General features: G+C 72.3%; 24 protein-coding genes. 13 read left to right on the forward strand and 11 right to left on the reverse strand.

Annotation, left to right across the window (positions count from 1 at the left end; all coding sequences use genetic code 11):
• Positions 1–137 precede the first annotated feature (137 nt).
• The gene (locus M6G08_RS08525) at positions 138–1118 is read left to right on the forward strand and encodes an NAD(P)H-quinone oxidoreductase (protein WP_272586567.1); all 981 of its coding nucleotides are present in this window, start codon (positions 138–140) and stop codon (positions 1116–1118) included.
• Positions 1119–1128: 10 nt separating this feature from the next.
• Here M6G08_RS08525 and M6G08_RS08530 read toward each other — a convergent pair whose 3' ends face one another.
• Positions 1129–1836, reverse strand: a complete 708-nt coding sequence (locus M6G08_RS08530; protein WP_272586568.1) for a hypothetical protein — start codon at positions 1834–1836, stop codon at positions 1129–1131.
• Between the two features lie 258 nt (positions 1837–2094).
• Between M6G08_RS08530 and M6G08_RS08535 the strand changes: the two genes are divergently transcribed.
• A complete protein-coding gene (locus tag M6G08_RS08535) occupies positions 2095–2634 on the forward strand; it encodes a bacterial proteasome activator family protein (protein ID WP_272586569.1) in 540 nt (179 codons plus the stop codon).
• Between the two features lie 98 nt (positions 2635–2732).
• Here M6G08_RS08535 and M6G08_RS08540 read toward each other — a convergent pair whose 3' ends face one another.
• Entirely contained in the window at positions 2733–4400 is a 1668-nt protein-coding gene (locus M6G08_RS08540) for a protein kinase domain-containing protein (RefSeq protein ID WP_272586570.1), read from the reverse strand.
• Between the two features lie 347 nt (positions 4401–4747).
• Between M6G08_RS08540 and M6G08_RS08545 the strand changes: the two genes are divergently transcribed.
• The gene (locus M6G08_RS08545) at positions 4748–6391 is read left to right on the forward strand and encodes a protein kinase domain-containing protein (protein ID WP_272586571.1); all 1644 of its coding nucleotides are present in this window, start codon (positions 4748–4750) and stop codon (positions 6389–6391) included.
• 80 nt (positions 6392–6471) lie between these two features.
• On the opposite strand, the gene M6G08_RS08550 is transcribed toward M6G08_RS08545, so the two are convergent.
• Positions 6472–6879 (reverse strand): pyridoxamine 5'-phosphate oxidase family protein, encoded by a 408-nt coding sequence (locus M6G08_RS08550; protein ID WP_217244784.1) that lies wholly within the window; start codon positions 6877–6879, stop codon positions 6472–6474.
• Between the two features lie 95 nt (positions 6880–6974).
• Entirely contained in the window at positions 6975–7631 is a 657-nt protein-coding gene (locus tag M6G08_RS08555) for a response regulator (RefSeq protein ID WP_272586572.1), read from the reverse strand.
• Positions 7632–7954: 323 nt separating this feature from the next.
• Here M6G08_RS08555 and pdhA point away from each other — a divergent pair, with 323 nt between their 5' ends.
• The 4 genes from pdhA to M6G08_RS08575 all read left to right on the forward strand — a co-directional run bounded on the left by pdhA (position 7955) and on the right by M6G08_RS08575 (position 12443).
• Positions 7955–9196 (forward strand): pyruvate dehydrogenase (acetyl-transferring) E1 component subunit alpha, encoded by a 1242-nt coding sequence (gene pdhA, locus M6G08_RS08560; protein WP_272586573.1) that lies wholly within the window; start codon positions 7955–7957, stop codon positions 9194–9196.
• A 16-nt stretch (positions 9197–9212) separates the two neighbouring features.
• Positions 9213–10178, forward strand: coding sequence for an alpha-ketoacid dehydrogenase subunit beta (locus M6G08_RS08565; RefSeq protein ID WP_272591291.1), 966 nt, complete (start codon positions 9213–9215; stop codon positions 10176–10178).
• A gap of 19 nt (positions 10179–10197) precedes the next feature.
• Positions 10198–11661: a dihydrolipoamide acetyltransferase family protein gene (locus tag M6G08_RS08570; protein ID WP_272591292.1), complete on the forward strand. Its 1464-nt coding sequence runs from the start codon at positions 10198–10200 to the stop codon at positions 11659–11661.
• Between the two features lie 173 nt (positions 11662–11834).
• Positions 11835–12443: a hypothetical protein gene (locus M6G08_RS08575; RefSeq protein WP_272586574.1), complete on the forward strand. Its 609-nt coding sequence runs from the start codon at positions 11835–11837 to the stop codon at positions 12441–12443.
• Positions 12444–12491: 48 nt separating this feature from the next.
• Here M6G08_RS08575 and M6G08_RS08580 read toward each other — a convergent pair whose 3' ends face one another.
• From M6G08_RS08580 to M6G08_RS08590, 3 genes are all read right to left on the reverse strand, one after another.
• Positions 12492–13481, reverse strand: a complete 990-nt coding sequence (locus M6G08_RS08580) for a DUF1648 domain-containing protein (protein ID WP_272586575.1) — start codon at positions 13479–13481, stop codon at positions 12492–12494.
• Positions 13478–13825 carry a GntR family transcriptional regulator gene (locus M6G08_RS08585; protein WP_272586576.1) on the reverse strand — a complete coding sequence of 116 codons (348 nt, stop codon included), beginning with the start codon at positions 13823–13825 and terminating at the stop codon, positions 13478–13480. Before M6G08_RS08585 ends, M6G08_RS08580 begins: the two co-directional genes overlap by 4 nt.
• 102 nt (positions 13826–13927) lie before the next feature.
• Positions 13928–14926: a D-alanyl-D-alanine carboxypeptidase family protein gene (locus M6G08_RS08590; protein ID WP_272586577.1), complete on the reverse strand. Its 999-nt coding sequence runs from the start codon at positions 14924–14926 to the stop codon at positions 13928–13930.
• Between the two features lie 198 nt (positions 14927–15124).
• Here M6G08_RS08590 and M6G08_RS08595 point away from each other — a divergent pair, with 198 nt between their 5' ends.
• Entirely contained in the window at positions 15125–15775 is a 651-nt protein-coding gene (locus tag M6G08_RS08595; protein WP_272586578.1) for a GntR family transcriptional regulator, read from the forward strand.
• On the forward strand, positions 15772–17100 hold the full coding sequence (locus M6G08_RS08600; RefSeq protein WP_272586579.1) for an MFS transporter: 1329 nt from the start codon (positions 15772–15774) through the stop codon (positions 17098–17100). The genes M6G08_RS08595 and M6G08_RS08600 overlap by 4 nt, the downstream gene beginning before the upstream one ends.
• A gap of 133 nt (positions 17101–17233) precedes the next feature.
• Here the strand turns inward: M6G08_RS08600 and M6G08_RS08605 are convergent, their stop codons facing one another.
• Positions 17234–18058 (reverse strand): maleylpyruvate isomerase family mycothiol-dependent enzyme, encoded by an 825-nt coding sequence (locus M6G08_RS08605; RefSeq protein ID WP_272586580.1) that lies wholly within the window; start codon positions 18056–18058, stop codon positions 17234–17236.
• A gap of 182 nt (positions 18059–18240) precedes the next feature.
• On the opposite strand from M6G08_RS08605, the gene M6G08_RS08610 reads away from it, so the two are divergent.
• The gene (locus tag M6G08_RS08610; protein WP_272586581.1) at positions 18241–19038 is read left to right on the forward strand and encodes a carbon-nitrogen family hydrolase; all 798 of its coding nucleotides are present in this window, start codon (positions 18241–18243) and stop codon (positions 19036–19038) included.
• A 70-nt stretch (positions 19039–19108) separates the two neighbouring features.
• On the forward strand, positions 19109–19567 hold the full coding sequence (locus M6G08_RS08615) for a DUF2867 domain-containing protein (protein ID WP_272586582.1): 459 nt from the start codon (positions 19109–19111) through the stop codon (positions 19565–19567).
• Positions 19568–19597: 30 nt separating this feature from the next.
• On the opposite strand, the gene M6G08_RS08620 is transcribed toward M6G08_RS08615, so the two are convergent.
• Together M6G08_RS08620 and M6G08_RS08625 are read right to left on the reverse strand one after the other, a co-directional pair.
• The gene (locus tag M6G08_RS08620) at positions 19598–20092 is read right to left on the reverse strand and encodes an LURP-one-related/scramblase family protein (protein ID WP_272586583.1); all 495 of its coding nucleotides are present in this window, start codon (positions 20090–20092) and stop codon (positions 19598–19600) included.
• Positions 20089–21093, reverse strand: coding sequence for a helix-turn-helix domain-containing protein (locus M6G08_RS08625; protein WP_272586584.1), 1005 nt, complete (start codon positions 21091–21093; stop codon positions 20089–20091). The genes M6G08_RS08620 and M6G08_RS08625 overlap by 4 nt, the downstream gene beginning before the upstream one ends.
• A 52-nt stretch (positions 21094–21145) precedes the next feature.
• Here M6G08_RS08625 and M6G08_RS08630 point away from each other — a divergent pair, with 52 nt between their 5' ends.
• On the forward strand, positions 21146–21538 hold the full coding sequence (locus tag M6G08_RS08630) for a cupin domain-containing protein (protein ID WP_272586585.1): 393 nt from the start codon (positions 21146–21148) through the stop codon (positions 21536–21538).
• 19 nt (positions 21539–21557) lie between these two features.
• Here the strand turns inward: M6G08_RS08630 and M6G08_RS08635 are convergent, their stop codons facing one another.
• Complete coding sequence (locus M6G08_RS08635; protein ID WP_336299028.1) at positions 21558–22157, reverse strand: XRE family transcriptional regulator; 600 nt, start codon at positions 22155–22157, stop codon at positions 21558–21560.
• 285 nt (positions 22158–22442) lie between these two features.
• Between M6G08_RS08635 and M6G08_RS08640 the strand changes: the two genes are divergently transcribed.
• Positions 22443–22637: a hypothetical protein gene (locus M6G08_RS08640; RefSeq protein WP_272586587.1), complete on the forward strand. Its 195-nt coding sequence runs from the start codon at positions 22443–22445 to the stop codon at positions 22635–22637.
• Positions 22638–22706: the final 69 nt, after the last annotated feature.

Here is a 22706-nt window from a genome sequence, read left to right on the forward strand (position 1 = left end):
GAAGACCTTTACCGTCGCGCGAATTCATCGGTCGCGCACAGGCTTTTTCCCACGGACGGTCCCAAAGTCGCAGGGCTCTGCGACCACGGACCCGGGCACGGGGTCCCGGCCGGGGGCGGAGGAGTAGCGTCGCCCCCATGCATGCGATCACGATTTCCGAACCCGGTGGCCCCGAGGCGCTGACCTGGGCCGAGGTCCCCGACCCGGTGCCCGGCGAGGGCGAGGTCCTGGTCGAGGTGGTGGCCAGTGCCGTCAACCGCGCCGACATCATGCAGCGCCAGGGCTTCTACGACCCCCCGCCGGGCTCCTCCCCCTACCCCGGCCTGGAGTGCTCCGGACGGGTCGCCGCGCTCGGTCCCGGCGTGTCCGGCTGGTCCGTCGGCGACGAGGTGTGCGCACTGCTCGCGGGCGGCGGCTACGCCCAGAAGGTCGCCGTCCCGGCCGGTCAGCTGCTGCCGGTGCCGGAGGGCGTCGGCCTGAGGGAGGCGGCCGCGCTGCCCGAGGTGGTCTGCACCGTCTGGTCGAACGTCTTCATGGTGGCCCACCTGCGCCCCGGCGAGACGCTCCTCGTGCACGGCGGCTCCAGCGGCATCGGCACCATGGCGATCCAGCTGGCCAAGGCCGTCGGCGCGAAGGTCGCCGTGACGGCGGGCACCAAGGAGAAGCTGGAACGCTGCGCCGAGCTCGGCGCCGACATCCTGATCAACTACCGGGAGCAGGACTTCGTCGCCGAGGTGAAGGACGCCACCGGCGGTGCGGGCGCGGACGTCATCCTCGACAACATGGGCGCCAAGTACCTGGACCGCAACGTCCAGGCGCTCGCCGTCAACGGCCGCCTCGCCATCATCGGCATGCAGGGCGGCCGCAAGGGCGAGCTCAACATCGGCGCGCTCCTCGCCAAGCGCGCCGCCGTCAGCGCGACCTCGCTGCGCGCCCGCCCCCTGGAGGAGAAGGCGGCGATCGTGGCGGCCGTCCGCGAGCACGTCTGGCCGCTGCTGGCCGCAGGGCACGTCCGTCCGGTCGTGGACCGTGAGCTCCCGATGAGCGACGCCCCGGGCGCCCACCGGGTCGTGGAGGAGAGCGGGCACATCGGCAAGGTCCTGCTGGTCACCTCGTAGCGGCGGCGGTTCAGCCGCGCCGCAGGCGGAGGCCGACGAAGGCGAGGGCCAGCCCCAGGCCGACCAGGACCAGGCCGGTGCCCAGCGGCAGGACCCGCGGTACGCCCCCGGCGGCCTGGTCGGCGTGGGTGCCGGCCCGCGGGCCGGACGGGGCCGCGGAGGGGACCGGGCCGGCTTCCCGGGACGGCACGACAGGGACCGCGTCGTCGGCCGGATCCCCGCCCTCGTCCTCCGCCCGCAGGCCGCCGCCCTCGTCCGCGTCGTCCCGCTCCGGCCCGGGGCCCTCGGGGCGCCCGGGCCGCTGCCGCCCCTCACCCGGGCCGCTCCCCGCCCGGGAGGGCTCCGGGTCGGCCGTGGCGGCGGCGGACGCGGAGGACGACGGGGAGGACGAAGCGGTACCGCGCCCCGCGCCGCCCGACGGCGCCGAGGAGGCCGGCCCGTCGCCCTCGCCGTCGTCGTCGGCGGGACCGGCGCCCGGGCCGCCCGGGCCGTCATGACCGTTCTGTCCCCGGGGGCGCTCGTCTTCCTCGGGACCGTCCCCCTTGGAACCGTCCCCCACGGAGCTGCCCCCTTCGGAGCCGTCCCCCTTGGACCCGCTCTCCCCGGCGCCCTCCCTCCCGGGGCCGTCGTCGTCCTTGGAGCCGTCCGGCCCGGAAGGCCTGCCCGGGGCGGCGGCCTTCCCCGGGGCGGCGGCCGGGACCGTCGGGGACGGTGCCACGGCGGCTCCCGCCCCCGTGAACCCGGTGGCGTACGCCGCTCCCGCCCCGCACGGCGACACCAGCGCACCCACCCCCAGCACCCCCACCAACCCCGTCGCTCGCAGAGAGCGCAGCCATGGATTCACGCCCGTGCCCCCCTCCCGGTGATGAGTTCGACGGAACAAGCCTCACATCATTCAGCCTTCCCGGCATTCCGGACGTCCCCGAATGCGGGGGCACCACCCTGTCGAGGCGTACGGGTGCGAGAGAATGTCGGCATGGAGATGCCGAGGAACGACAGGTCGCCGGAGAACCCCCAGATCCTGGTCGTCGGCCAGGACGGAATGGCGCTCAGCGGCGGCGGGGGAGACGACGACTCCCGGGAGATTCCGGTGACCGAGCAGGTGGAGCAGCCTGCCAAGGTCATGCGGATCGGCAGCATGATCAAGCAGCTGCTGGAGGAGGTGCGTGTAGCGCCCCTGGACGAGGCGAGCCGGGCCCGGCTCAAGGAGATCCACGCCAGCTCGGTGAAGGAGCTGGAGGACGGACTGGCCCCCGAGCTGGTCGAGGAGCTGGAGCGGCTGTCCCTGCCGTTCACGGACGGCGCGACCCCGACCGACGCGGAACTGCGGATCGCCCAGGCACAGCTGGTCGGCTGGCTGGAGGGCCTCTTCCACGGCATCCAGACCACGCTGTTCGCCCAGCAGATGGCCGCGCGGGCCCAGCTGGAGCAGATGCGCCGGGCGCTGCCGCCGGGCGCCGGCCCGGAGGGCGAGGAGCCGCACCCCGGCGGCCGCACCGGCGGCCCCTACCTGTAGCACCCGGAGAACGTCAGCGAACACCCCGACGACGACGCGAAGGGCCCGGCGGCACCGGCCGCCGGGCCCTTCGTCGCGCGGGTGCGACCAGCGCCTGATCAGGAGGACGGCGGGTTGCCCGTCGACACCTTGAGCTGGATCGTCGGCATCTTGTCGGGGTCGGGGTCGACGTCCGTACCGGCCACCGGGAACTGGTCCCGGACCGAGCCCTCGCCGTAGGTGTTCTCGTCGACCTCGACGACCTCCATCGACCAGCCGGCGGCCTGGAAGCACTCCTTGACCGAGCCGATGTACTTGAAGGTGAAGTCCGGCACCTTGATCTTGTCAGGGTCGTTGTACGACTCCTGGGGCTCCGTGCACTCGTCCTTCTCGATGGTCTTCGTCTTGTCCGGCCCGCGGTAGCCCTCCGCCTTCGACGGTGACGGGGAGCCGCTCGCGGTGGTGTCCCCGCCCTTGGGGTCCTCCCCGCCGTCGTTCATGGCCAGCGCGCCGATCAGGCCGCCGCCGACGACCAGGACGGCGACCGCGATCGCGCCGACGACCATCATCTTGTTGCTCTTGCGGCCGACCCCGGAACCCGAGGCGGGCGCGGAGGGCGTGAGGTTGTACGGCGGCGGGGTGTGCGCGCCCTGCGGGTGCTGCTGCCCGTACGGCGACGCGGCCGGGGCCTGGTAGCCGCCCTGCTGCGGGTAGCCGTACGCCGGCGACGGCGTGGGGGCGGGCGTGCCGTACGGGTTGGGGCCCGGGTTCGGCGTCGGCTGGTACGGCGTCTGGACCGGGCCCGTCGGCGCCGGGGTGCTCTGGTCGACCGGCGGGAACACCGCGGAGCCGACGCCCGCGCCGCTGGAGGTCTGCGCGCCGGGCACGATGTTCGGCGCGGCCGCCTGGAAGGAGGCCGCCACCCGCTGGCACTCGTCGCGCATGGCCTCGGCGCTGGGGAAACGCTCGTTGGGGTTCTTCTTCAGCGCGCGGGCCACCAGGGCGTCCACGGCCGGGGGCAGCGCGCGGTTGACCGACGAGGGCGCGACCGGCTCCTCCTGCACGTGCGCGTACGCGATGGCCAGCGGCGAGTCCGCGTCGAACGGGAGGCGCCCGGTGACCAGCTGGAAGAGCATGATGCCGACCGAGTAGAGGTCGGAACGGGCGTCCACGCCTCGGCCGAGGGCCTGTTCCGGCGAGAGGTACTGCGGGGTGCCCACGACCATGCCGGTCTGCGTCATCGACGTCACGCCGGACTGCATGGCGCGGGCGATGCCGAAGTCCATGACCTTGACCACGCCGCGCTTGGTCATCATCACGTTGCCCGGCTTGATGTCGCGGTGGACCAGCCCCATCTCGTGGCTGATCTCCAGCGCCGCCAGCACGTCCGCGGTGATCTTCAGCGCCTTGTCGGCGGGCATCGCGCCCTGCTGCCGGACGTCCTCGTCGAGCACCGAGCCGAGCGGCCGGCCCTCGACGTACTCCATGACGATGTACGGCGTCGTCATGCCGCCCAGGTCGTCCTCGCCGGTGTCGAAGACGGAGACGATGTTGGTGTGCGTGAGCTTGGCCACTGCCTGGGCCTCGCGGCGGAAGCGCTCGCGGAAGGCCTGTTCCCGCCCCAGCTCGGTGTGGAGCGTCTTGATCGCGACCTGCCGGTCCAGCACCGAGTCGTACGCCAGGTGCACCGAGGCCATGCCGCCCTCGCCGAGCAAGTCGCGCAGCTGGTAGCGGCCGCCGGCGAGCGCGCGCCCCGCGTACCGGCCCTGTCCGGCGTCCTGGCTCATGTGTCTGCGTCCCCCATAGGCGTCGGCGCCGTTGGCGGCGGCACGCACGCTTCGTGATCGAAAGTGCTATTCCCGGCCAAGTCTGCCCGAGGGCACTGACACGTCAAGCGCGGTGCCCGTTCCGTGACCGTACGCGAAAGAAGCGTCGCGGAAGCGTTACAGCCGGCGTACCACCGGTACACCGAATTTGCACGGCAGCGCGGAGCCAGGGTTTCATGACCGGTCCGTCTCGATGCCGGTCCCGGCAGCCCGTCTCGGACCAGAGGCTTGCGCGGAGGCTGTAGCGTGGCCGACGGAGACCGTAACAACACCGCGCGTACCGCGGGCAGAAACGACGGCGAGGACTGATGGCACAGCAGCAGCGCGCCCAGGGCCCGTCCGAACCCGAGGCATCTGGCGGCGGTATGTCTGAAGCGCCGGAGAACTGGGGCAACGGCGGCCTGGTCGGCGACGGCCGGTACCGGCTGACCCGGAGACTCGGGCGGGGCGGCATGGCCGAGGTGTTCGCCGCCGAGGACGTCCGCCTCGGGCGCACCGTGGCGGTCAAGCTGCTCCGCGCCGACCTCGCCGAGGACCCGGTCTCCAAGGCCCGCTTCACGCGCGAGGCGCAGTCGGTGGCCGGGCTCAACCACCACGCCATCGTGGCCGTCTACGACTCCGGCGAGGACTTCGTCGGCGGTCAGTCCGTGCCGTACATCGTGATGGAGATCGTCGAGGGCCGCACCATCCGCGACCTCCTCCTCAACGCCGAGGCGCCCGGCCCCGAGCAGGCGCTGATCATCGTCTCCGGCGTCCTGGAGGCGCTGGCCTACTCGCACCAGCACGGCATCGTGCACCGCGACATCAAGCCCGCCAACGTCATCATCACCAACAACGGCGCGGTGAAGGTGATGGACTTCGGCATCGCCCGCGCCCTGCACGGCGCGTCCACGACGATGACGCAGACCGGCATGGTCATGGGCACCCCGCAGTACCTCTCCCCGGAGCAGGCTCTCGGCAAGGCGGTCGACCACCGCTCCGACCTGTACGCGACGGGCTGCCTGCTCTACGAACTCCTCGCGCTGCGCCCGCCGTTCACCGGCGAGACCCCGCTGTCGGTGGTCTACCAGCACGTCCAGGACATCCCGACCCCGCCGTCCGAGGCCTCCGACGCCTCGCCGCCGGAGCTCGACGGACTGGTGATGCGCTCGCTGGCCAAGGAGCCCGACGACCGCTTCCAGACCGCCGAGGAGATGCGCGGCCTGGTCCAGTACGGGCTGCAGATGCTGTACGAGCAGGGCGGTCACACCGGCACCTGGAACACCGGCCCGGTCGCCGCGCACGACGGCCGGCACGCCCCGGCGGCCGGGCTCGCGGGCACGACGGTGCTGCCGCATCCCGACCACGGCGCCTCCGGCACCCAGCAGATCCCCCAGCCGATCCTGCCGAACGGCTACGGCGGGGGCGACGACGGCGGTTTCGAGGGCCACGGCAACCGGGGCAGCGGACGCGGCAAGCTGTGGATCCTGGCCGTCCTGGCGGTGATCGCCATCGCCGCGGGCGTCGCGCTGGCCATGAACAACGGCGGGGGCGAGCAGGGCGGCACGAAGACGGACAACAGTCCGTCGGCGTCCACCTCGCAGAGCACCGACAGCGAGTCCTCCAGCCCTTCGCCGAGCGACGAGGAGACGCAGGAGAACACCGACCCGGAGACGGACCGGAACAACGGCAGCGGGGGCACCGGCGGGGACTGGGACGACGAGCCCTACTCGCCGTCGTACACGCCGTCCGAGAGCGCGTCGGGGGAGCCGTCGGGCGGCGAGAGCGCGCCGGCCACACCGCCGGACGGTGGGGATTCCCCGGGCACCGGCGAATCCCCGGGCACGGGCGAGTCCCCCGGCACCGGCGAGTCTCCGGGCACCGGCGAGTCTCCGCCGGGCGACAGCGGTGGCACCGAGGGCGGCGGCACCGGCGCTCCGGGCGGTTCCGAGGGCGGCGAAGGCGGCAACTGACCGAACGACCCCCACGCGCGCGTGCGGCCCGAACCGGGCTCCACGCGCGCGTCTGCGTTTCCCGGTCGCCCCACCGGCCGTCACAGCACCCCGGCGGGCCCCTCCGTCACGTGCACCGACCCGAACCGCGGCTCGATCCGCAGGTAGACCGGCTCGAACGGCTCACCGTCCACCCGGCCCGGCGCCGGACCGAACCGGTCGATCTCGGCGGCGCTCGGCTCGTGCGTCTCGCACCGCCCCACGACCTGCACGGTCCACACGCTCTCACCGGGCGCGGCCGAGCCGAGGTTGTCCGCGCCGTACGCCACGACGCTCCCGGCGCACACCTGGTGGTATCCGCAGCTCCTCGGCATGCGCAGCAGGACCCGGCCGTCGGCCACGATGTGCCGCGCGGTGGCGAGGAAGGGCAAGGCTCGCATGGTGGTGGCCGCCCGGCCGTAGGCGGTGCGGCCGAGCAGGCCGACGGCGAGCTGTGCGTCGGAGGGCATGCGTCCACTGTGCGCGGGCGGACGGAAAGGGGAACAGAGGCGCCCGCCCCCGCATGAAGGGACGTAAGTCCCGAATAAAGTCCTGTCAGCGGCGGTCAGCGGTTCTCGGCCTGCAACCGGGCCACGAAGGCCGCCGCCTGGGAACGCCGCTGCATTCCGAGTTTGGCCAGCAGACTCGACACGTAATTCTTGATCGTTTTTTCGGCGAGGTGCAGTCTCTCGCCGATCGCTCGGTTGGTCATTCCCTCGCCGATCAGGTCCAGGATGCGCCGCTCCTGCTCGGTGAGGCGGGCGAGCCGGTCGTCGGTGCGGGTGCCGCCGTCGCGCAGCCGCTCCAGCACCCGCGCGGTGGCCGCCGGGTCGAGCAGCGACTTGCCCGCGGCCACCTCCCGGACGGCGCCCAGCAGCTCGGCGCCCCGGATGTCCTTGAGGACGTACCCGGAGGCGCCCGCCATGATCGCGTCGAAGAGCGCCTCGTCGTCCGCGAAGGAGGTCAGCATGAGGCACCGGACGGACTCGTCGCGGGAGCGGATCTCGCGGCAGACCTCCACGCCGCTGCCGTCGGGCAGCCGGACGTCCAGCACCGCGACGTCGGGCCGGGCGGCCGGGACCCGGGCCAGCGCGTCGGCCGCCGTACCGGCCTCGCCCACCACCTCGATGTCGGGCTCGCCCGAGAGCAGATCGTGCACCCCGCGGCGCACTACCTCGTGGTCGTCGAGGAGGAATACCCGGACTTTTCCGTCTTCGCGCACGCGGTCAGTCTCACACACCGACTCTTCCCGTGCCCGGGGTGGCCGGGATAACGTGCCGTTGTTCCGGCCCCCTGCGAGGCTGTGACCAGTAAAACTTCCATACTTCGCCGATTTACTTGGAAATCCGAGTAAAAACGCAGGTCAGGAGGGGTTTCACAGAATTGTGGAGCACTGGGTAACGTGCTGTTCGCAGGGCGCTCGCCGGGGCACCTGTCACGCCTGTTCCCGAACGGGCCGCACCCACCCTTGTGCGTCCGCCGGGCCGCAGGTGAGCCGCACTGGCTTCCGGCGAACCCGGGGGCCGGACCGACGGAGGAGCACACGTGACCGAGAGCACTGCCGCGCGCAAGCCGCGACGCAGCGCCGGAAGCAAGGCGGCCGGTACGACCGGCGGCAAGGCTGGCACCACCGGCGCCAAGCGCACCCGTACCACCCGCAAGACCGGCGCCGCCGCAGCGAAGGGCTCCGAGACGGAGCTGGTGCAGCTGCTGACGCCCGAGGGCGAACGGATCGAGACCGCCGGCGACTCCGCTTACGCCGAGTACGCCCAGTACGTCGCCGACATCACCCCCGACGAGCTGCGCGGCCTGTACCGCGACATGGTGCTCACCCGGCGCTTCGACGCCGAGGCCACCGCTCTGCAGCGCCAGGGCGAGCTGGGCCTGTGGGCCTCGCTGCTGGGCCAGGAGGCCGCCCAGATCGGCTCCGGCCGGGCCACCCGGGACGACGACTACGTCTTCCCGACCTACCGCGAGCACGGCGTCGCCTGGTGCCGCGGCGTCGACCCGACCAATCTCCTCGGCATGTTCCGCGGTGTGAACAACGGCGGCTGGGACCCCAACAGCAACAACTTCCACCTCTACACGATCGTCATCGGCTCGCAGGCGCTGCACGCCACCGGCTACGCCATGGGCGTGGCCAAGGACGGCGCGGACTCGGGCGTGATCGCGTACTTCGGCGACGGCGCCTCCAGCCAGGGCGACGTCAGCGAGGCGTTCAACTTCGCCGCCGTCTACAACGCCCCCGTGGTGTTCTTCTGCCAGAACAACCAGTGGGCGATCTCCGAGTCCAACGAGAAGCAGACCCGGGTGCCGCTCTACCAGCGCGCCCAGGGCTTCGGCTTCCCCGGCGTCCGCGTCGACGGCAACGACGTCCTCGCCTCCCTCGCGGTCACCCGCTGGGCCCTGGACCGCGCCCGGCGCGGTGAGGGACCGGCGCTGATCGAGGCGTACACGTACCGCATGGGCGCCCACACCACCTCGGACGACCCCTCGCGCTACCGGCACGACGACGAGCGTGCCGCCTGGGAGGCCAAGGACCCGATCCTGCGCCTTCGCCGCTTCCTGGAGTCCGCAAACCACGCGGACGAGGGATTCTTCGCGGAACTGGAGGCGGAGAGCGAGGCGTTGGGCAAACGAGTGCGCGAAGTGGTCCGTGCCATGCCGGACCCGGACCGTTTCGCCATCTTCGAGAATGTGTACGCGGACGGGCACGCGCTCGTCGACGAGGAGCGGGCCCGGTTCGCCGCCTACCAGGCGTCGTTCGCAGAGGCCGAGGGGGTCTGACATGGCAGCCGAAAAGATGGCGCTGGCCAAGGCGATCAACGAGTCGCTGCGCCGCGCGCTGGAGTCGGACCCCAAGGTCCTGATCATGGGCGAGGACGTCGGCAAGCTCGGCGGTGTCTTCCGGGTCACCGACGGCCTGCAGAAGGACTTCGGCGAGGACCGGGTCATCGACACCCCGCTGGCCGAGTCCGGCATCGTCGGCACCGCCATCGGCCTGGCCCTGCGCGGGTACCGCCCGGTGGTGGAGATCCAGTTCGACGGCTTCGTCTTCCCGGCCTACGACCAGATCGTCACGCAGCTGGCCAAGATGCACGCCCGCTCGCTGGGCAAGGTCAAGCTGCCCGTCGTCATCCGCATCCCCTACGGCGGCGGCATCGGCGCGGTCGAGCACCACTCCGAGTCCCCGGAGGCGCTGTTCGCGCACGTCGCCGGCCTGAAGGTGGTCTCCCCGTCGAACGCGGCGGACGCCTACTGGATGATGCAGCAGGCCATCCAGAGCGACGACCCGGTGATCTACTTCGAGCCCAAGCGCCGGTACTGGGACAAGGCCGAGGTCGACGCCGAGGCGATCCCGGGCCCGCTGCACGCCGCGCGGGTGGTGCGCGAGGGCACCGACCTCACGCTGGCCGCGTACGGCCCGATGGTGAAGCTCTGCCAGGAGGTCGCGGACGCGGCGGCCGAGGAGGGGCGCTCCCTGGAGGTCGTGGACCTGCGCTCGATCTCCCCGGTCGACTTCGACACGGTCCAGACCTCGGTGGAGAAGACCCGCCGCCTGGTCGTGGTCCACGAGGCACCGGTGTTCCTGGGCTCGGGCGCGGAGATCGCGGCCCGGATCACGGAGCGCTGCTTCTACCACCTGGAGGCCCCGGTCCTGAGGGTCGGCGGCTACCACGCGCCGTATCCGCCGGCGCGTCTGGAGGAGGAGTACCTGCCGGACCTGGACCGGGTGCTGGACGCCGTCGACCGCTCGCTGGCGTACTGAGGAGAGGGTCGTGACGACGATGACTGAAGGGTCCGTGCGCGAGTTCAAGATGCCCGACGTGGGCGAGGGACTCACCGAGGCCGAGATCCTCAAGTGGTACGTACAGCCCGGTGACACGGTCACCGACGGCCAGGTGGTGTGCGAGGTCGAGACGGCGAAGGCCGCCGTCGAACTGCCCATCCCCTACGACGGTGTGGTGCGCGAGCTGCACTTCCCCGAGGGCACCACGGTCGACGTGGGCACGTCGATCATCGCGGTGGCCGTCGGCGGCGGGGCCGCGGCGGAGCCGGCACAGGAGGCCGTCGAGGAGACGGCCGCCGCTCCGGCAGCCGCACCGGCCGCGACGACCGGCGCCGCGGAGGAGAAGAAGCCCGAGGCCCGCCAGCCGGTCCTGGTCGGGTACGGGGTGTCCACCTCCTCGACCCGTCGCCGCCCCCGCAAGGGCGCCCAGGTCCCGGCCCAGGAGGTACCGGCGGCGTCCGCCGCGATCCAGGCCGAGATGAACGGCCACGGTCCGGCCGCGCCGGCCACCCGCGAGCGCCCGCTCGCCAAGCCCCCGGTGCGCAAGCTGGCCAAGGACCTCGGCGTCGACCTGGCCACGGTCACCCCGACCGGCCCGGACGGCGTCGTCACCCGCGAGGACGTGCACGCGGCGGTCGCCGCCACGCAGGCCGCCGAACCGCAGGCGGCACCGGCCGACCGGGCCCCCGCCGCCCCCGCCCCCGCCCCCGCCGCCTCCGCGGCCGCGTCCCCGGCCCCGGCGGCGGTGTCGTACGACACGGCGCGCGAGACCCGCGTCCCGGTCAAGGGCGTGCGCAAGGCGACGGCGGCGGCGATGGTCGGCTCGGCGTTCACCGCGCCGCACGTGACCGAGTTCGTGACGGTCGACGTGACGCGCACGATGAAGCTGGTCGAGGAGCTGAAGCAGGACAAGGAGTTCGCGGGTCTGCGGGTGAATCCGCTCCTGCTCGTCTCCAAGGCCCTGCTGGTGGCGATCCGGCGCAATCCGGAGGTCAACGCCTCCTGGGACGAGGCGGCGCAGGAGATCGTGGTCAAGCACTACGTCAACCTGGGCATCGCCGCCGCGACCCCGCGCGGCCTGATCGTCCCGAACATCAAGGACGCCCACGCCAAGACGCTTCCGCAGCTGGCCGAGTCCCTGGGCGAGCTGGTGTCGACGGCCCGGGAGGGCAAGACCTCCCCGGCCGGGATGCAGGGCGGCACGGTGACCATCACCAACGTCGGCGTCTTCGGCGTCGACACCGGCACGCCGATCCTCAACCCGGGCGAGTCCGCGATCCTCGCGGTCGGTGCGATCAAGCTCCAGCCGTGGGTCCACAAGGGCAAGGTGAAGCCGCGTCAGGTGACCACGCTGGCACTGAGTTTCGACCACCGCCTGGTCGACGGCGAGCTGGGTTCCAAGGTGCTCGCCGACGTCGCGGCCATCCTGGAGCAGCCGAAGCGGCTGCTCACCTGGGCCTGATCCACCGGCAGCGCACGAGAGACGCAGCCGCGCGCCCCGCCCGGGGTGTGCGGCTCCGTCGTTCCCGGCCCGCCGATGACGTATGTCACTGGTCCCGGTGGCCCCGGCGGCCGAAGCTGGACCAAGGGGCCGGCCGGCCGCCCGTCCACCGCCGGTCAGGAGGTCGGAGAGCTGTGCCCGAGGTGACCTTGAAGCCGCCTGTGCGCCACCGGGCGCACATCCTGTACCGGTCCCTCCTCGCCGTCGCCGCCCGCCGCCCGCCGGCCCACGCCGCCCCGGGGACGACGGCGGTGCGCCACTCCTGCGAACTGCGCGCCATGGTCCTGGCCCTGACGCTCACCGAGATCCCGGTGGCCTTCCTCCTCTCCGGGATCCTGCCGCCGCCGGCCCGGCCGTTCCACGCGCTCGCGGAAGCCGCCCTCGTACTCACCGGCTTCGGCGTCCTGGCGGCGCTCGCCCGGTACCCGCACACGGTCACCGCGTCCCGGGTCGTCCTGCACACCGGCTTCATGGGCAGCCTCGGCCTGCCGCGTACGGCGGTGCGCTCGGCGGCCCTCACCCTGCGGACGATCCCCGGCCGCGGCCTGCGCCGGGTGCCCACCGAGCCGACCGCCGTCGCCTGCTCACTCGGCGGCACGACCAGTGTCCGGCTGCACCTCGACCCGCCGGTGCCGATGGATCTCGGCACCGGTGACGCCGTCTCCGTCGACACCGTCTACGTGTCCGTCGACCGACCGGACGCTTTCCTGCGGGCGCTCAGGGAGCGGGCGGAGTCCCTGTGACCGGCCGGCCCGGCCCCGTCGTCCCGCGTCACCGGCTGACCGCCGGTCTCAGGAAGCCCGGCCCGCGCGTACCGCGTTGAGCAGGGCCGCGCCCCGCTCCGCGTCGTCGACGCTCACCGCGAAGTCAGTACGGCGCCCCCGGGGCCGTATCACCAGGCACTCCCCGGCGCGCAGCATCACCGTGGTGCCCAGGCCGCTGACGCGGTAACCCCAGCCGCCCACCTGGGCGGGAGAGCGGACCTCGGCGCGCGCCGCCTCGATGTCGCCGGGCGCCCAGCGTCGCGCGGGCCGGCCGAACGGGCCGAAGGACACCTCCAGGCCCCGCTCCGAGACCCGCACCTGCACCGAGGAGAACAGGGCGCAGGACAGGGACGCGACGGCGCAGCCGGCGAACGCCGCCCACAGGCCGCCGGGGTCCGCGAGGCCGCCGACGACGGCGACGAGGGCCCCCGCGGCCGCCAGGCCGGTCACCGCGGCCACCAGCCGGAGCCAGGGGTTGGCGGTCCGGGAGAACCACACCACCCGTCGGCCGTCGGGGAGGTCCAGGGCCGGTACGCCGGACGCGTGGGCACCGGCGGCCGCGGTGTCCGCCGGGCGCCGGGTGGCGACGAACCAGGCGCCCACTCCCGCGACGACGGCCGCGACGAGGACCGCGACGATCCACGCGGTGGGCTGCCGGGCCTCCTGCCAGTGGGCGCGGTCCAGGTTGGCCCGGACGAGGGCGGCCTGGGAGCCGGCCAGCACGATGCCGGTGGGCAGCAGGGTCGCGGCGGTCCACGGGTGGTGCGACCCGGTGCGGCCGCGCAGCAGCAGGCCGAGCGTCACCCCCGCCATGAGCAGCCAGATCAGCGCCGGGAAGAGGGACGCCGCCCACAGCGGCATCGACCCGTCGGGCACTCCACCGCTCAGCCCCCAGTGGGTCGCCAGCGGGTCGGGCAGCCGTCCCCGCACCATGAGCGGCATCCCGGCCAGCACGGCCGTGACACCGACCGTCCAGACCACCGCCGTCGTCCGCACCGCCACCGTCGTGTCCCTCACGGCATCCCCCTGATCATGTCGATGAGATCGGTCCTGCTGTAGCCCAGCCGAGCCGCCTCGGCGACCAGCTCCCGCACACGGATCTGCAGGCCCGAGTGCGGCCGGGCTCCCTCGGCGACGGTCACCCCCCGGCCCCGGCGGAACTCCAGCAGGCCCTCGTCCCGCAGCCCGCGCAGGGCGCGCAGCACCGTGTTGACGTTGATGTCCAGCGCGGCCGAGAGGTCGCGCGCGGAGGGCAGGCGGTCCCCGGGGGCGCACTCGCCCTCGGCGATGGCGCGCCGTACGGCGCCCGCGACCTGTTCGTGCAGCGGGCGGGTGTCGGTGGTGTCCAGACTCAGCAGCATGGTGCTAATGACGCTATCACCATAAGCTTCATAGAGGCAGGGGTACCGGAACGGGCAAGGGGCCCGTCGCGGTCGCGACGGACCCCTTGCGGTCGGTCCGGCTCAGCTCAGCCTGGCGAAGCCGTAGTTCATGAGCTTCGTGGCGTCCTTGGCGCGTTGCGCCGACGACGAGGAGGTCAGCACCGTGCCGACGACGGTCCTCCCCTTCCGGGTCGCGGCGAAGACCAGGCAGTACTTGGCCTCGGGGCCCGAGCCGGTCTTGACGCCGATCGCGCCGCTGTAACTGCCGAGCAGGGTGTTGGTGTTGACCCAGGGCGCCATCGTGCGGGTGCCGCCCTTCCTGGTGACCGTCCTGGCGGTGTACTTCCTCGTCTTCACGATCGTGCGGAAGGTGGAGTTCCGCAGCGCGCTGCTCGCCAGTCTCGTCAGGTCGCGCGGCGTGGAGTAGTTGTTGCCGTTGCCGATGCCGTCGAACGAGTCGAAGCGGGTGTTCCTCAGGCCGAGCTTCTTCGCCTCCGCGTTCATCTTGCCGATGAACGACTTCACGCGGGCCCCGCGCGTCTTCCCCGAACCGAACCGGTCGGCGAGCGCGTACGCCGCGTCGCAGCCCGACGGCAGCATCAGGCCGTACAGCAGCTGCCGGACCGTCACCTTGTCGCCGACGATGAGGCGGGCGGAGGACGCGTTCTTCGAGACGATGTAGTCGCTGTACGCCATCTGGATCGTGACTTTGGCGTCCAGGTTCAGCCCGGGCTGCGCGAGCACCACCTTGGCGGTCATGATCTTGGTCGTGGAGCCGGTGGCACGCTTGGTGTCCGCGGCCTTGGTGTAGAGCGCCCTGCCGCTCGTGTCGTTCATCACGAAGCCGCCCTTGGCGACGATCGACGGTGTGGCGGCGGCGGGTGCGAGCGGCGCCCGCGCGGGCGCCTCCCGGGCGGGCGCGGCCTGTGCGGGCGCGGCCTGTGCGGGCGCGGCCTGCGCGGGCGTGGTGGCGAGGGCGCCGGTCGTGAGCAGGGCGCCGCTGGTCAGGGCGACGGCTGTGGCTCTGCGCAGGCGTGCGCCCGGAATGACGTTTATCAAGTCGAGTACCCCGATTGTCATGAATGCTGGAACGCAATTCCCCTGGGGCGCTGCCGAGTTGTGGTCGGTGCGGGTCCGGCCGCGCCCGTGTGACATGTGAATAGCACGGACGGCCGCGCGGCAGCGGGGTGTGGCCGCCGGGTCCCTCCTGCGGGTGGCCGGGCGTCCGCATGGTGGACGGCACCCTTCTTGTGTCCCTGTTGTATCTATCCTGTCGGCATGACTACGGCAGTGAAGCAGCCCCCAGCGGCGGACCGCGTCTACACCCACGTCAAGCAGGGCGTCCTGGAGCGCCGCTACGAGGGCGGGACCCTGCTCACCGAGGGCGAGCTCGCCGAAGCGGTGGGCGTGTCCCGCACACCGGTGCGCGAGGCGCTGCTGCGGCTGGAGGTCGAGGGGCTGATCCGGCTCTACCCGAAGAAGGGCGCCCTGGTGCTGCCCGTCTCCGCGCAGGAGATCGCCGACGTGGTGGAGACCCGGCTGCTGGTGGAGGAGCACGCGGCGCGCAAGGCCGTACCCGCGCCGCCCGGTCTGGTCGAGCGGCTGGAGGAACTGCTCGCCCGGCAGAAGGAGCAGGCCGCCGCCGGAGACTTCGCCGCCGCCTCCGTCACCGACCGCTGCTTCCACGCCGAGATCGTCCGCAGCGGCGGCAACGAGATCCTCTCCCGCCTCTACGACCAGCTCCGCGACCGCCAGCTGCGCATGGGCGTCGCCGTCATGCACTCCCACCCCGACCGCATCGCCAAGACCCTCGCCGAGCACGAGGAGATCCTTCAGGCGCTGCGCTCCGGTGACGCGGACACGGCGGTCGGCGTGGTCCATCGGCACGTGGGCTGGTTCTCTCACCTGGCCCGGGGTGAGGTCCGATGAGTTCGGCCACCTCGGCGGGGCGGACCCTGCCGGGCGATCCTCCCCCAGAGGGGGCACCCCCAGGCGGCCGGCGCGCGATCGCCGTCTGGGGCATCGGCGTCTCCGTCTACTTCGTCGCCGTCATCTTCCGCACGTCCCTGGGCGTGGCCGGCCTCGACGCCGCCGACCGCTTCCACGTCAACGCCTCCGCCCTGTCCACCTTCTCCATCCTCCAGCTGCTGGTCTACGCCGGCATGCAGATACCCGTCGGCCTGCTCGTCGACCGGCTCGGCACCAAGAAGGTGCTCGGCATCGGCGTGGTGCTGTTCACGGTCGGGCAGCTGGGCTTCGCCTTCTCCCCGTCGTACGGCATGGCACTCGCCTCCCGGGCGATGCTGGGCTGCGGCGACGCGATGACCTTCATCAGCGTGCTGCGGCTGGGCAGCCGCTGGTTCCCGGCCCGGCGCGGCCCGATGGTCGCCCAGCTCGCCGGACTGGTCGGCATGGCGGGCAACCTGGTCTCCACCCTGGTCCTGGCCCGGCTGCTGCACGGCATCGGCTGGACGGCCGCGTTCGCGGGCAGCGCGCTGGCCGGTGTCGTGGTGCTGGTGCTGCTCCTGCTCTTCCTCAAGGACCACCCCGAAGGGCACGAGCCGGAGCCGATGCGGCACCAGGGCGCCGCGTACGTACGGCGCCAGATCGTCACGTCCTGGCGCGAACCGGGGACGCGGCTCGGGCTGTGGGTGCACTTCACCACCCAGTTCCCGGCGATGGTGTTCCTGCTGCTGTGGGGCATGCCCTTCCTGGTGGAGGCGCAGGGGCTGACGAGGGAGACGGCGAGCGGACTGCTCACCCTCGTCGTCCTGTCCAACATGGCGGTCGGCCTCGTCTACGGCCAGATCATCGCCCGGCACCACGCGGCGCGGCTGCCGCTGGCGCTCGGCACGGTGGGCGCGACGGCGGCCCTGTGGGCGGCGACGCTCGCCTACCCGGCCGACCGGGCGCCGATGTGGCTGCTGGTCGTGCTGTGCACGGTGCTGGGGGCGTGCGGGCCGGCGTCGATGATCGGCTTCGACTTCGCCCGTCCGGCGAACCCGCCGGAGCGGCAGGGTACGGCGTCCGGGATCACCAACATGGGCGGGTTCGTGGCGTCGATGACCACGCTGTTCGCGGTGGGCGTGCTGCTGGACGCGACCGGGGACGACTACGCCGTCGCCTTCTCGTCGGTGTTCGTGCTGCAGGCGGTGGGGCTGTCGCAGATCCTGCGGTTGCGCAAGCGGGCGGCGCGCAGGGAACGGGAGCGGTTGGACGCGAGCCGGGTGGAGACGGTGCACGTGCCTGTATAGGCACCCGGCGTGGGTACGGGCCGGGGGCGGGTCGCAGCCCGGCGCTGACGGGGTGCCGCTGCGCCCACCCGTGCCGCCCCTGGGGGTACCTCCCAGGCCGTTCAGGCACTGGGGGAGGCACGACTGCCCGCAGCTAGGGCGTGACCGTGAAGTGGCGCAGGATCGCCGCCGTCAGATCCGGGTCGCCCTCCGTCTTGACGCGGTCCGCCGCCGCTTCCGGCGTCACGCGGCCGCAGGCCAGGCGGACGTACGTCTCCCAGTCGAGGGTGAGGGTCGCGGCGGGACCGAGGGCGGGGGACGATTCCAGGGTGCCGCGGCCCTGGATGTCGACGCGGATGGTGCGCAGGAACTCGACCGGCCCGTGGACGTCGAAGACGACGGCGGAGCTGCGCGGCGCGTCCGCGCGCTCGGCGACGACCGCCGGCAGCTCGGCGAGCAGCACGTCACGGGTGACGTGCGCGCCGGGGGAGTCCAGGTTGCCGGGGCGGCCGAGGGCCGTACGCAGGTCCTGCTCGTGCGCCCACACGTCGAAGGCGTGCCGGCGCATGGCCTCCGCGAGGGTCAGCTCGGTGCCGAGCGGGCCGCGCACCTTGGTGCCGGGGTCCCGCGACTCGTTCCGCAGCTGGCGGTTGCGCCGGATGATCATGTATTCGAGCTCGGACGTCATCTCCGGCGCCGTGTGGTGGCGGCGGACGTCGACCTGCATCTCCATGTAGCGCTGGTGCTCGTTGGTGACGTGGAAGAGGTCGCGCGGGAGGGAGTGGATGGGACGCGGGTCGCCGAGCATCTCGGAGTCCAGGCCCAGGACGTGGGAGACCACGTCGCGCACCGACCAGCCCGGGCAGGGCGTGCGGCGGTTCCACTCTGCCTCCGCAAGCGGCTGGACCAGCTCGGATATCGCCTCGATGGAGTGAGTCCAGGCGTCGGCGTAGGGCTGGAGGGTGGGATGCAGACTCACGGAACGGGACCCCTCGGCGGTCGGTACACGGGCAGGTTGTGGCGTCGGTGCCAGTGGGAGGTGGCTGCGGTCGGCGGGCGTCTTGAAACGCTAAGTTACGCTGCTGTCCGGCACCCCGGCAGTGCTTTCGTGTGACGATCGTAGGCCCGTGTGGACGGCTCGAATGCCAGGACGGTGGTAGTGTGCGCGCCTCTTTGATCCAAATCGCCGTGAACGAGGGCGAATCGGCAGAAGCGCGTCGTCGGCGCGTGGCGTCCCTGGTACGGGATCAGGCGGGCGCCGCCGACCTGGTCGTGCTGCCGGAGCTGTGGACCACGGGCGCCTTCGCCTTCGAGGAGTTCGGCACGGCGGCCGAGCCGCTCCAGGGTCCGACGTACGAGGCGATGGCGAAGGCGGCGAGCGACGCGGGCGTGTGGCTGCACGCGGGTTCCGTGCCGGAGAGGGACCCCGACGGGACGCTCTACAACACCTCCCTCGTCTTCTCCCCCACCGGCGACCTGGCCGCCGCCTACCGCAAGATCCACCGCTTCGGCTTCGACAAGGGCGAGGCCGTGCTGATGGGCGCCGGGCGCGAGCTGGTGACGGTCCGTCTGCCGGAGACGACCCTGGGCGTCGCCACCTGCTACGACCTCCGTTTCCCCGAACTCTTCCGCGGCCTCGTCGACGCCGGTGCCGAGACCCTGGTCGTCCCGGCGGGCTGGCCGGAGCGCCGCCGGTCCCACTGGACGCTGCTGGCGCAGGCACGCGCGGTGGAGAACCAGGCGTTCGTCCTCGCCTGCGGAACGGCCGGGACGCACGCCGGGGTTCCGCAGGCCGGTCACTCGATCGTGGTCGATCCCTGGGGCGAGGTGCTGGCGCGGGCCGGCGCGGAGGAGGAGGTCCTCACGGTGGAGTTCGACCCGGCGAAGGTGGTGCGGACCCGGGAGCAGTTCCCGGCGCTGAAGGACCGGGTGCTGGGGCTGGAGGCACCGCGCCGTTAGCGGCACCAACCGTAATGAGGGTGTGACGCACTGTGGCCGACCGGTCGCCCACGCCGCTAGGATTCCGCGCATGGCACCGACCGGTACCCCTGCCGTGCGCCGTGTCCGGGTCGACCCCGCCGGCTTCCCCTTCGCGACGGCGTTCGAGCTCCCGGCCGCCGGACTGCCCCGGCTGACACCGGAGGAGTGGGTGCGCGCCAGCTTCGAGGACGTCCCGGTGGCGCTGCGCGAGCTCTTCCGGACGGGCTGGGCGGGCGTGCTGGGTCTGCGGCTGGGACCGCGCTCCTCGGCGCGGCACGTGGTGGGATGGCGCAGGGTGGAGGCCGGGCCGGACCGGATCGCCCTGGAGGCCCGCGCACCCTCCCTGACCGTCCGCAACGTCGTCACCCTCGACGACACGCGGCTGCTCTGGGCGACGTACGCGCGCTACGAGCGCCGGGCCGGCCGGGCGCTGTGGGCCCTGGCCGCGCCGGTGCACCACCTGGCCGTGCCCCTGCTCCTCACCCGCGCCGTCCGCCGCACGGCGTGAGCCCCGAACGGGCCCGTCGCCCCGGGCCCCTCACCCCTCCTCCCGCTCCTTCTCCGCGAGGTGGATCACGCACACCGTCAGCGCGATCAGCAGCGCCGGGTCGGCGTCGTCCCGTACGACGTCCACGCCGTAGGTGTCCCGGAGGGTGAGCCACCGCCGGGAGACGACGGCCAGCAGCTCGCCGTCGTACTCGATGGCGAACTCCCGGTCGAGGATCTTGCCGCTGACGTCCAGTTCGTTGCCGTCGGCCAGGGAGACCCGGTAGTGGTTGCGCAGGAGGGACAGCCGTTTGCGCTTGATGCGCGCCAGCGGCTCGCCGTCCCGCTCGATCACCATCGTGTCCCGCAGGGCGAGCATCTTCTGGTGGATGTCGACGAGGACCCGCCCCTGGGCGTCCTTCAGCTCCCAGGTGTCCCGCAGCCGCATGGCCTTGCCGTCCACGAGGAACACCTTGTTGCCGCTGTCGTCCTCGATCCAGTAGTCGTCACCGAAGCCGAGGAGCCGGTCGTACACGAGGAATCTCATGGCGTGATCGCTTCCCCGGCGTCGGTTCCGAAACGCCGCCGGTAGGCCGACGGGCTGAGCCCGGTCTCGCGACGCAGCTGCGCCCGGAGGTTCGCGGCGGAGCCCAGTCCGCTGCGGTCCGCCACCACGTCCAGCCGCTCTTCTCCGCGCTCGATGAGACGCCGCGCGAGGGTCACGCGCTCGGCCGTCAGCCAGGCGAGCGGCGTCGTTCCCAGCTGGGCCCGGAAACGCCGGTGCAGCGTCGCCGGCGACATCGCGGCGCGGTCCGCGAGATCCGTCACGGTCAGCGGCTCGTGCAGGCGCCCCTGCGCCCACTCCAGGAGGGGCGCCAGCGACGTGTCGGGGACATCGGGCACCGGCCGCTCCACGAACTGCCGCTGCCCGCCCTCCCGGTGGGTGGCGAACACCAGCCGCCGGGAGACGGCGTTGGCGATCTCGGCGCCGTGGTCCTTGCGCCAGATGTGCAGTCCGAGGTCGAGCGCCGCCGCGCTGCCCGCGGCGGTGAGAACGTCACCGTCGTCCACGAACAGCACGTCGGGCTCCAGCAGCACCCGCGGGTGCAGTCGGCGGAAGGCGTCCGCCCACAACCAGTGTGTGGCGGCCCGCCGCCCGTCCAGCAGCCCGGCCTCGGCGAGGGCGAAGCTGCCGGTGCACAGGCTGACGATGCGTGCGCCACGCGCGTGCGCGCGCCGGATGGCGTCCAGGACGGCCGGGCCGCGGGGTACGACGTTGTCCGGCCGCCCGGGGACGACCAGCGTGTCGGCCCCGTCCGCGGCCTCCAGGCCGGGCACGTCGGCGAGCGTGAAGAACCCGTGGTTCATCCGGATTCCCGGTGTCGGCCCGCACAGCGTCACCTCGTACAGCGGCCCCGGCAAGTCCAGCTCGGGACGCGGCAGCCCGAACAGCTCGGTGGCGCAACCGACCTCGAACGGATTGGTGCCCTCGTCGACGATGACGGCGACCCGGTGGGGACGCGGCTGCTGAGAGGATCCTTGCGGCATGTGCGATTTCTAGCACTCGTCCACCGGGTACGGCACCCCGCACGATGACGTCATGACACAGGAACCCGTTTCCCTCGCCTCCGCCCTCGCGTCGTTCACCGAACAGTGGAGCCCCCGCATCGTCACCGCCGTCAACGACTACGACGTCCGCATCGCCAAGGTCGAGGGTGAGCACGTCTGGCACGTGCACGACCACACCGACGAGTTCTTCCTCGTCCTCGACGGCGAACTGCACATCGCCCTGCGCGAACCCGACGGTGAACGCACGGTCGTCCTGCCCAAGGGCTCGGTCTTCACCGTCCCGCGCGGCACAGAACACAAGCCGTACGCCCCCGCCGCCACCGCGATCCTGCTCCTCGAACCGACAGGGACATCGACCGTGGGCGACCGGCACGACGAGGTGCCCGACCACGTGGATGCGACGACGGGGCACGCGCTGACGTGAAGCCGGTACCGGGCACCGGTCACCTGCGGGGTGCGGGTTCCGGGTTCCGTGGCTCAGCACGCTTCCACAGCTCCTCGCTGTGCTCCGCGAATCGGTCGAACATGCCTCCGCTGCCGTGCCGCCGCAGATGCAACAGCGGGGAGTCGTGCCCCACCAACCGTGCGAGGTGGGGTGTCACCAGGGCATCGTCATCGAACCGGAACACGGACAGGCTGACGTGGTTGATGGCGTCCTGCGCAGCGGAGAAGCGTGTTTCCAACCCCTCCAGCGGTCCCAAGCGGTCGAGGTGTTCCAGCGTGATGCTGATGCGCGTCGAAACGGAGAGGGCCACGTCTTCGACGGTCTCTCGCTGGCGGGTCACATCACCGTTCGGATCGCCGAGCAGGAACCGCACACGACATCCCGACTCCGCCTTGCGTCGGACCGTGTCGGCGAAGTGCGGCACCTGGGTCCAGAAGAAGTAGTTCGTGTAGCCCGCGAGGAAGAGGTCGACGTCGGCCGATTCCGCGAGCTCGGCCCAGACCGTCGACGGGCATGCGGACCGGTACGGGTAGCTGTGCACCAGTTCGCGATCGGTCCCGGTCTTGACGCGGTCTTGCACAGCCTTTGGCCACAACATCTCTTCGTCCACTCCCAGCGCCCGGCAGGCGTCCGCTCGGTTCCTTGCGTGTGGTGTGAGATCAGGATTGCTCAGCCATCGTTCCACTTGCTTCGCAGATACCCCGGCCCGGTACGCGAGCTGTCGGGCGGACAACCCCGCGTCGTTCATGGCGAGCTGAAGAGCGTCGTTCAAGTCAACCCCCGTACCCGGGCCTTTTGGGCTTTTCTCGAAGGTAGGGCCCAAAGCTCCAACTGTCCGGCGTACCGGGGAGATACGTCCTCAAGGGTGAGCCACGATGCCGTCATGACCGTACCTACGCGCTACAGCACGCCACCCGTCGAACTGCCGCTGTGCCTGGACCAGGAACCGACAGCGGTCGAGGGGTGCGCGGGGTGCGCCGAACTCACTGCGGTACGGAACCGTGCGCGAGCCGTGGGCGACATGACGACCGTGACCGACTGCAACGTCTTCCTGCGACGGCACCCAGAGGGCCACTGAGGTCACGCGGAGGGAGATCGGGACGGCAGACCGCCGAGGGGGACGGGCTCCGGGGCGGGCCGTCTGCCC

Origin of the sequence: Streptomyces sp. M92, assembly GCF_028473745.1 — a bacterium.
Classification (GTDB): domain Bacteria; phylum Actinomycetota; class Actinomycetes; order Streptomycetales; family Streptomycetaceae; genus Streptomyces.

Coding starts and splice junctions, on each gene's coding strand:
- M6G08_RS08600 (WP_272586579.1), top strand. CDS start 15,772: ATGAGTTCGGCCACCTCGGCGGGGCGGACCCTGCCGGGCGATCCTCCC.
- M6G08_RS08595 (WP_272586578.1), top strand. CDS start 15,125: ATGACTACGGCAGTGAAGCAGCCCCCAGCGGCGGACCGCGTCTACACC.
- M6G08_RS08545 (WP_272586571.1), top strand. CDS start 4,748: ATGGCACAGCAGCAGCGCGCCCAGGGCCCGTCCGAACCCGAGGCATCT.
- M6G08_RS08525 (WP_272586567.1), top strand. CDS start 138: ATGCATGCGATCACGATTTCCGAACCCGGTGGCCCCGAGGCGCTGACC.
- M6G08_RS08635 (WP_336299028.1), bottom strand. CDS start 22,157: ATGTTGTGGCCAAAGGCTGTGCAAGACCGCGTCAAGACCGGGACCGAT.
- M6G08_RS08535 (WP_272586569.1), top strand. CDS start 2,095: ATGGAGATGCCGAGGAACGACAGGTCGCCGGAGAACCCCCAGATCCTG.
- M6G08_RS08620 (WP_272586583.1), bottom strand. CDS start 20,092: ATGAGATTCCTCGTGTACGACCGGCTCCTCGGCTTCGGTGACGACTAC.
- M6G08_RS08540 (WP_272586570.1), bottom strand. CDS start 4,400: ATGAGCCAGGACGCCGGACAGGGCCGGTACGCGGGGCGCGCGCTCGCC.
- M6G08_RS08630 (WP_272586585.1), top strand. CDS start 21,146: ATGACACAGGAACCCGTTTCCCTCGCCTCCGCCCTCGCGTCGTTCACC.
- M6G08_RS08550 (WP_217244784.1), bottom strand. CDS start 6,879: ATGCCCTCCGACGCACAGCTCGCCGTCGGCCTGCTCGGCCGCACCGCC.
- M6G08_RS08570 (WP_272591292.1), top strand. CDS start 10,198: ATGACTGAAGGGTCCGTGCGCGAGTTCAAGATGCCCGACGTGGGCGAG.
- M6G08_RS08615 (WP_272586582.1), top strand. CDS start 19,109: ATGGCACCGACCGGTACCCCTGCCGTGCGCCGTGTCCGGGTCGACCCC.
- M6G08_RS08640 (WP_272586587.1), top strand. CDS start 22,443: ATGACCGTACCTACGCGCTACAGCACGCCACCCGTCGAACTGCCGCTG.
- M6G08_RS08590 (WP_272586577.1), bottom strand. CDS start 14,926: ATGACAATCGGGGTACTCGACTTGATAAACGTCATTCCGGGCGCACGC.
- M6G08_RS08625 (WP_272586584.1), bottom strand. CDS start 21,093: ATGCCGCAAGGATCCTCTCAGCAGCCGCGTCCCCACCGGGTCGCCGTC.
- M6G08_RS08565 (WP_272591291.1), top strand. CDS start 9,213: ATGGCGCTGGCCAAGGCGATCAACGAGTCGCTGCGCCGCGCGCTGGAG.
- M6G08_RS08585 (WP_272586576.1), bottom strand. CDS start 13,825: ATGCTGCTGAGTCTGGACACCACCGACACCCGCCCGCTGCACGAACAG.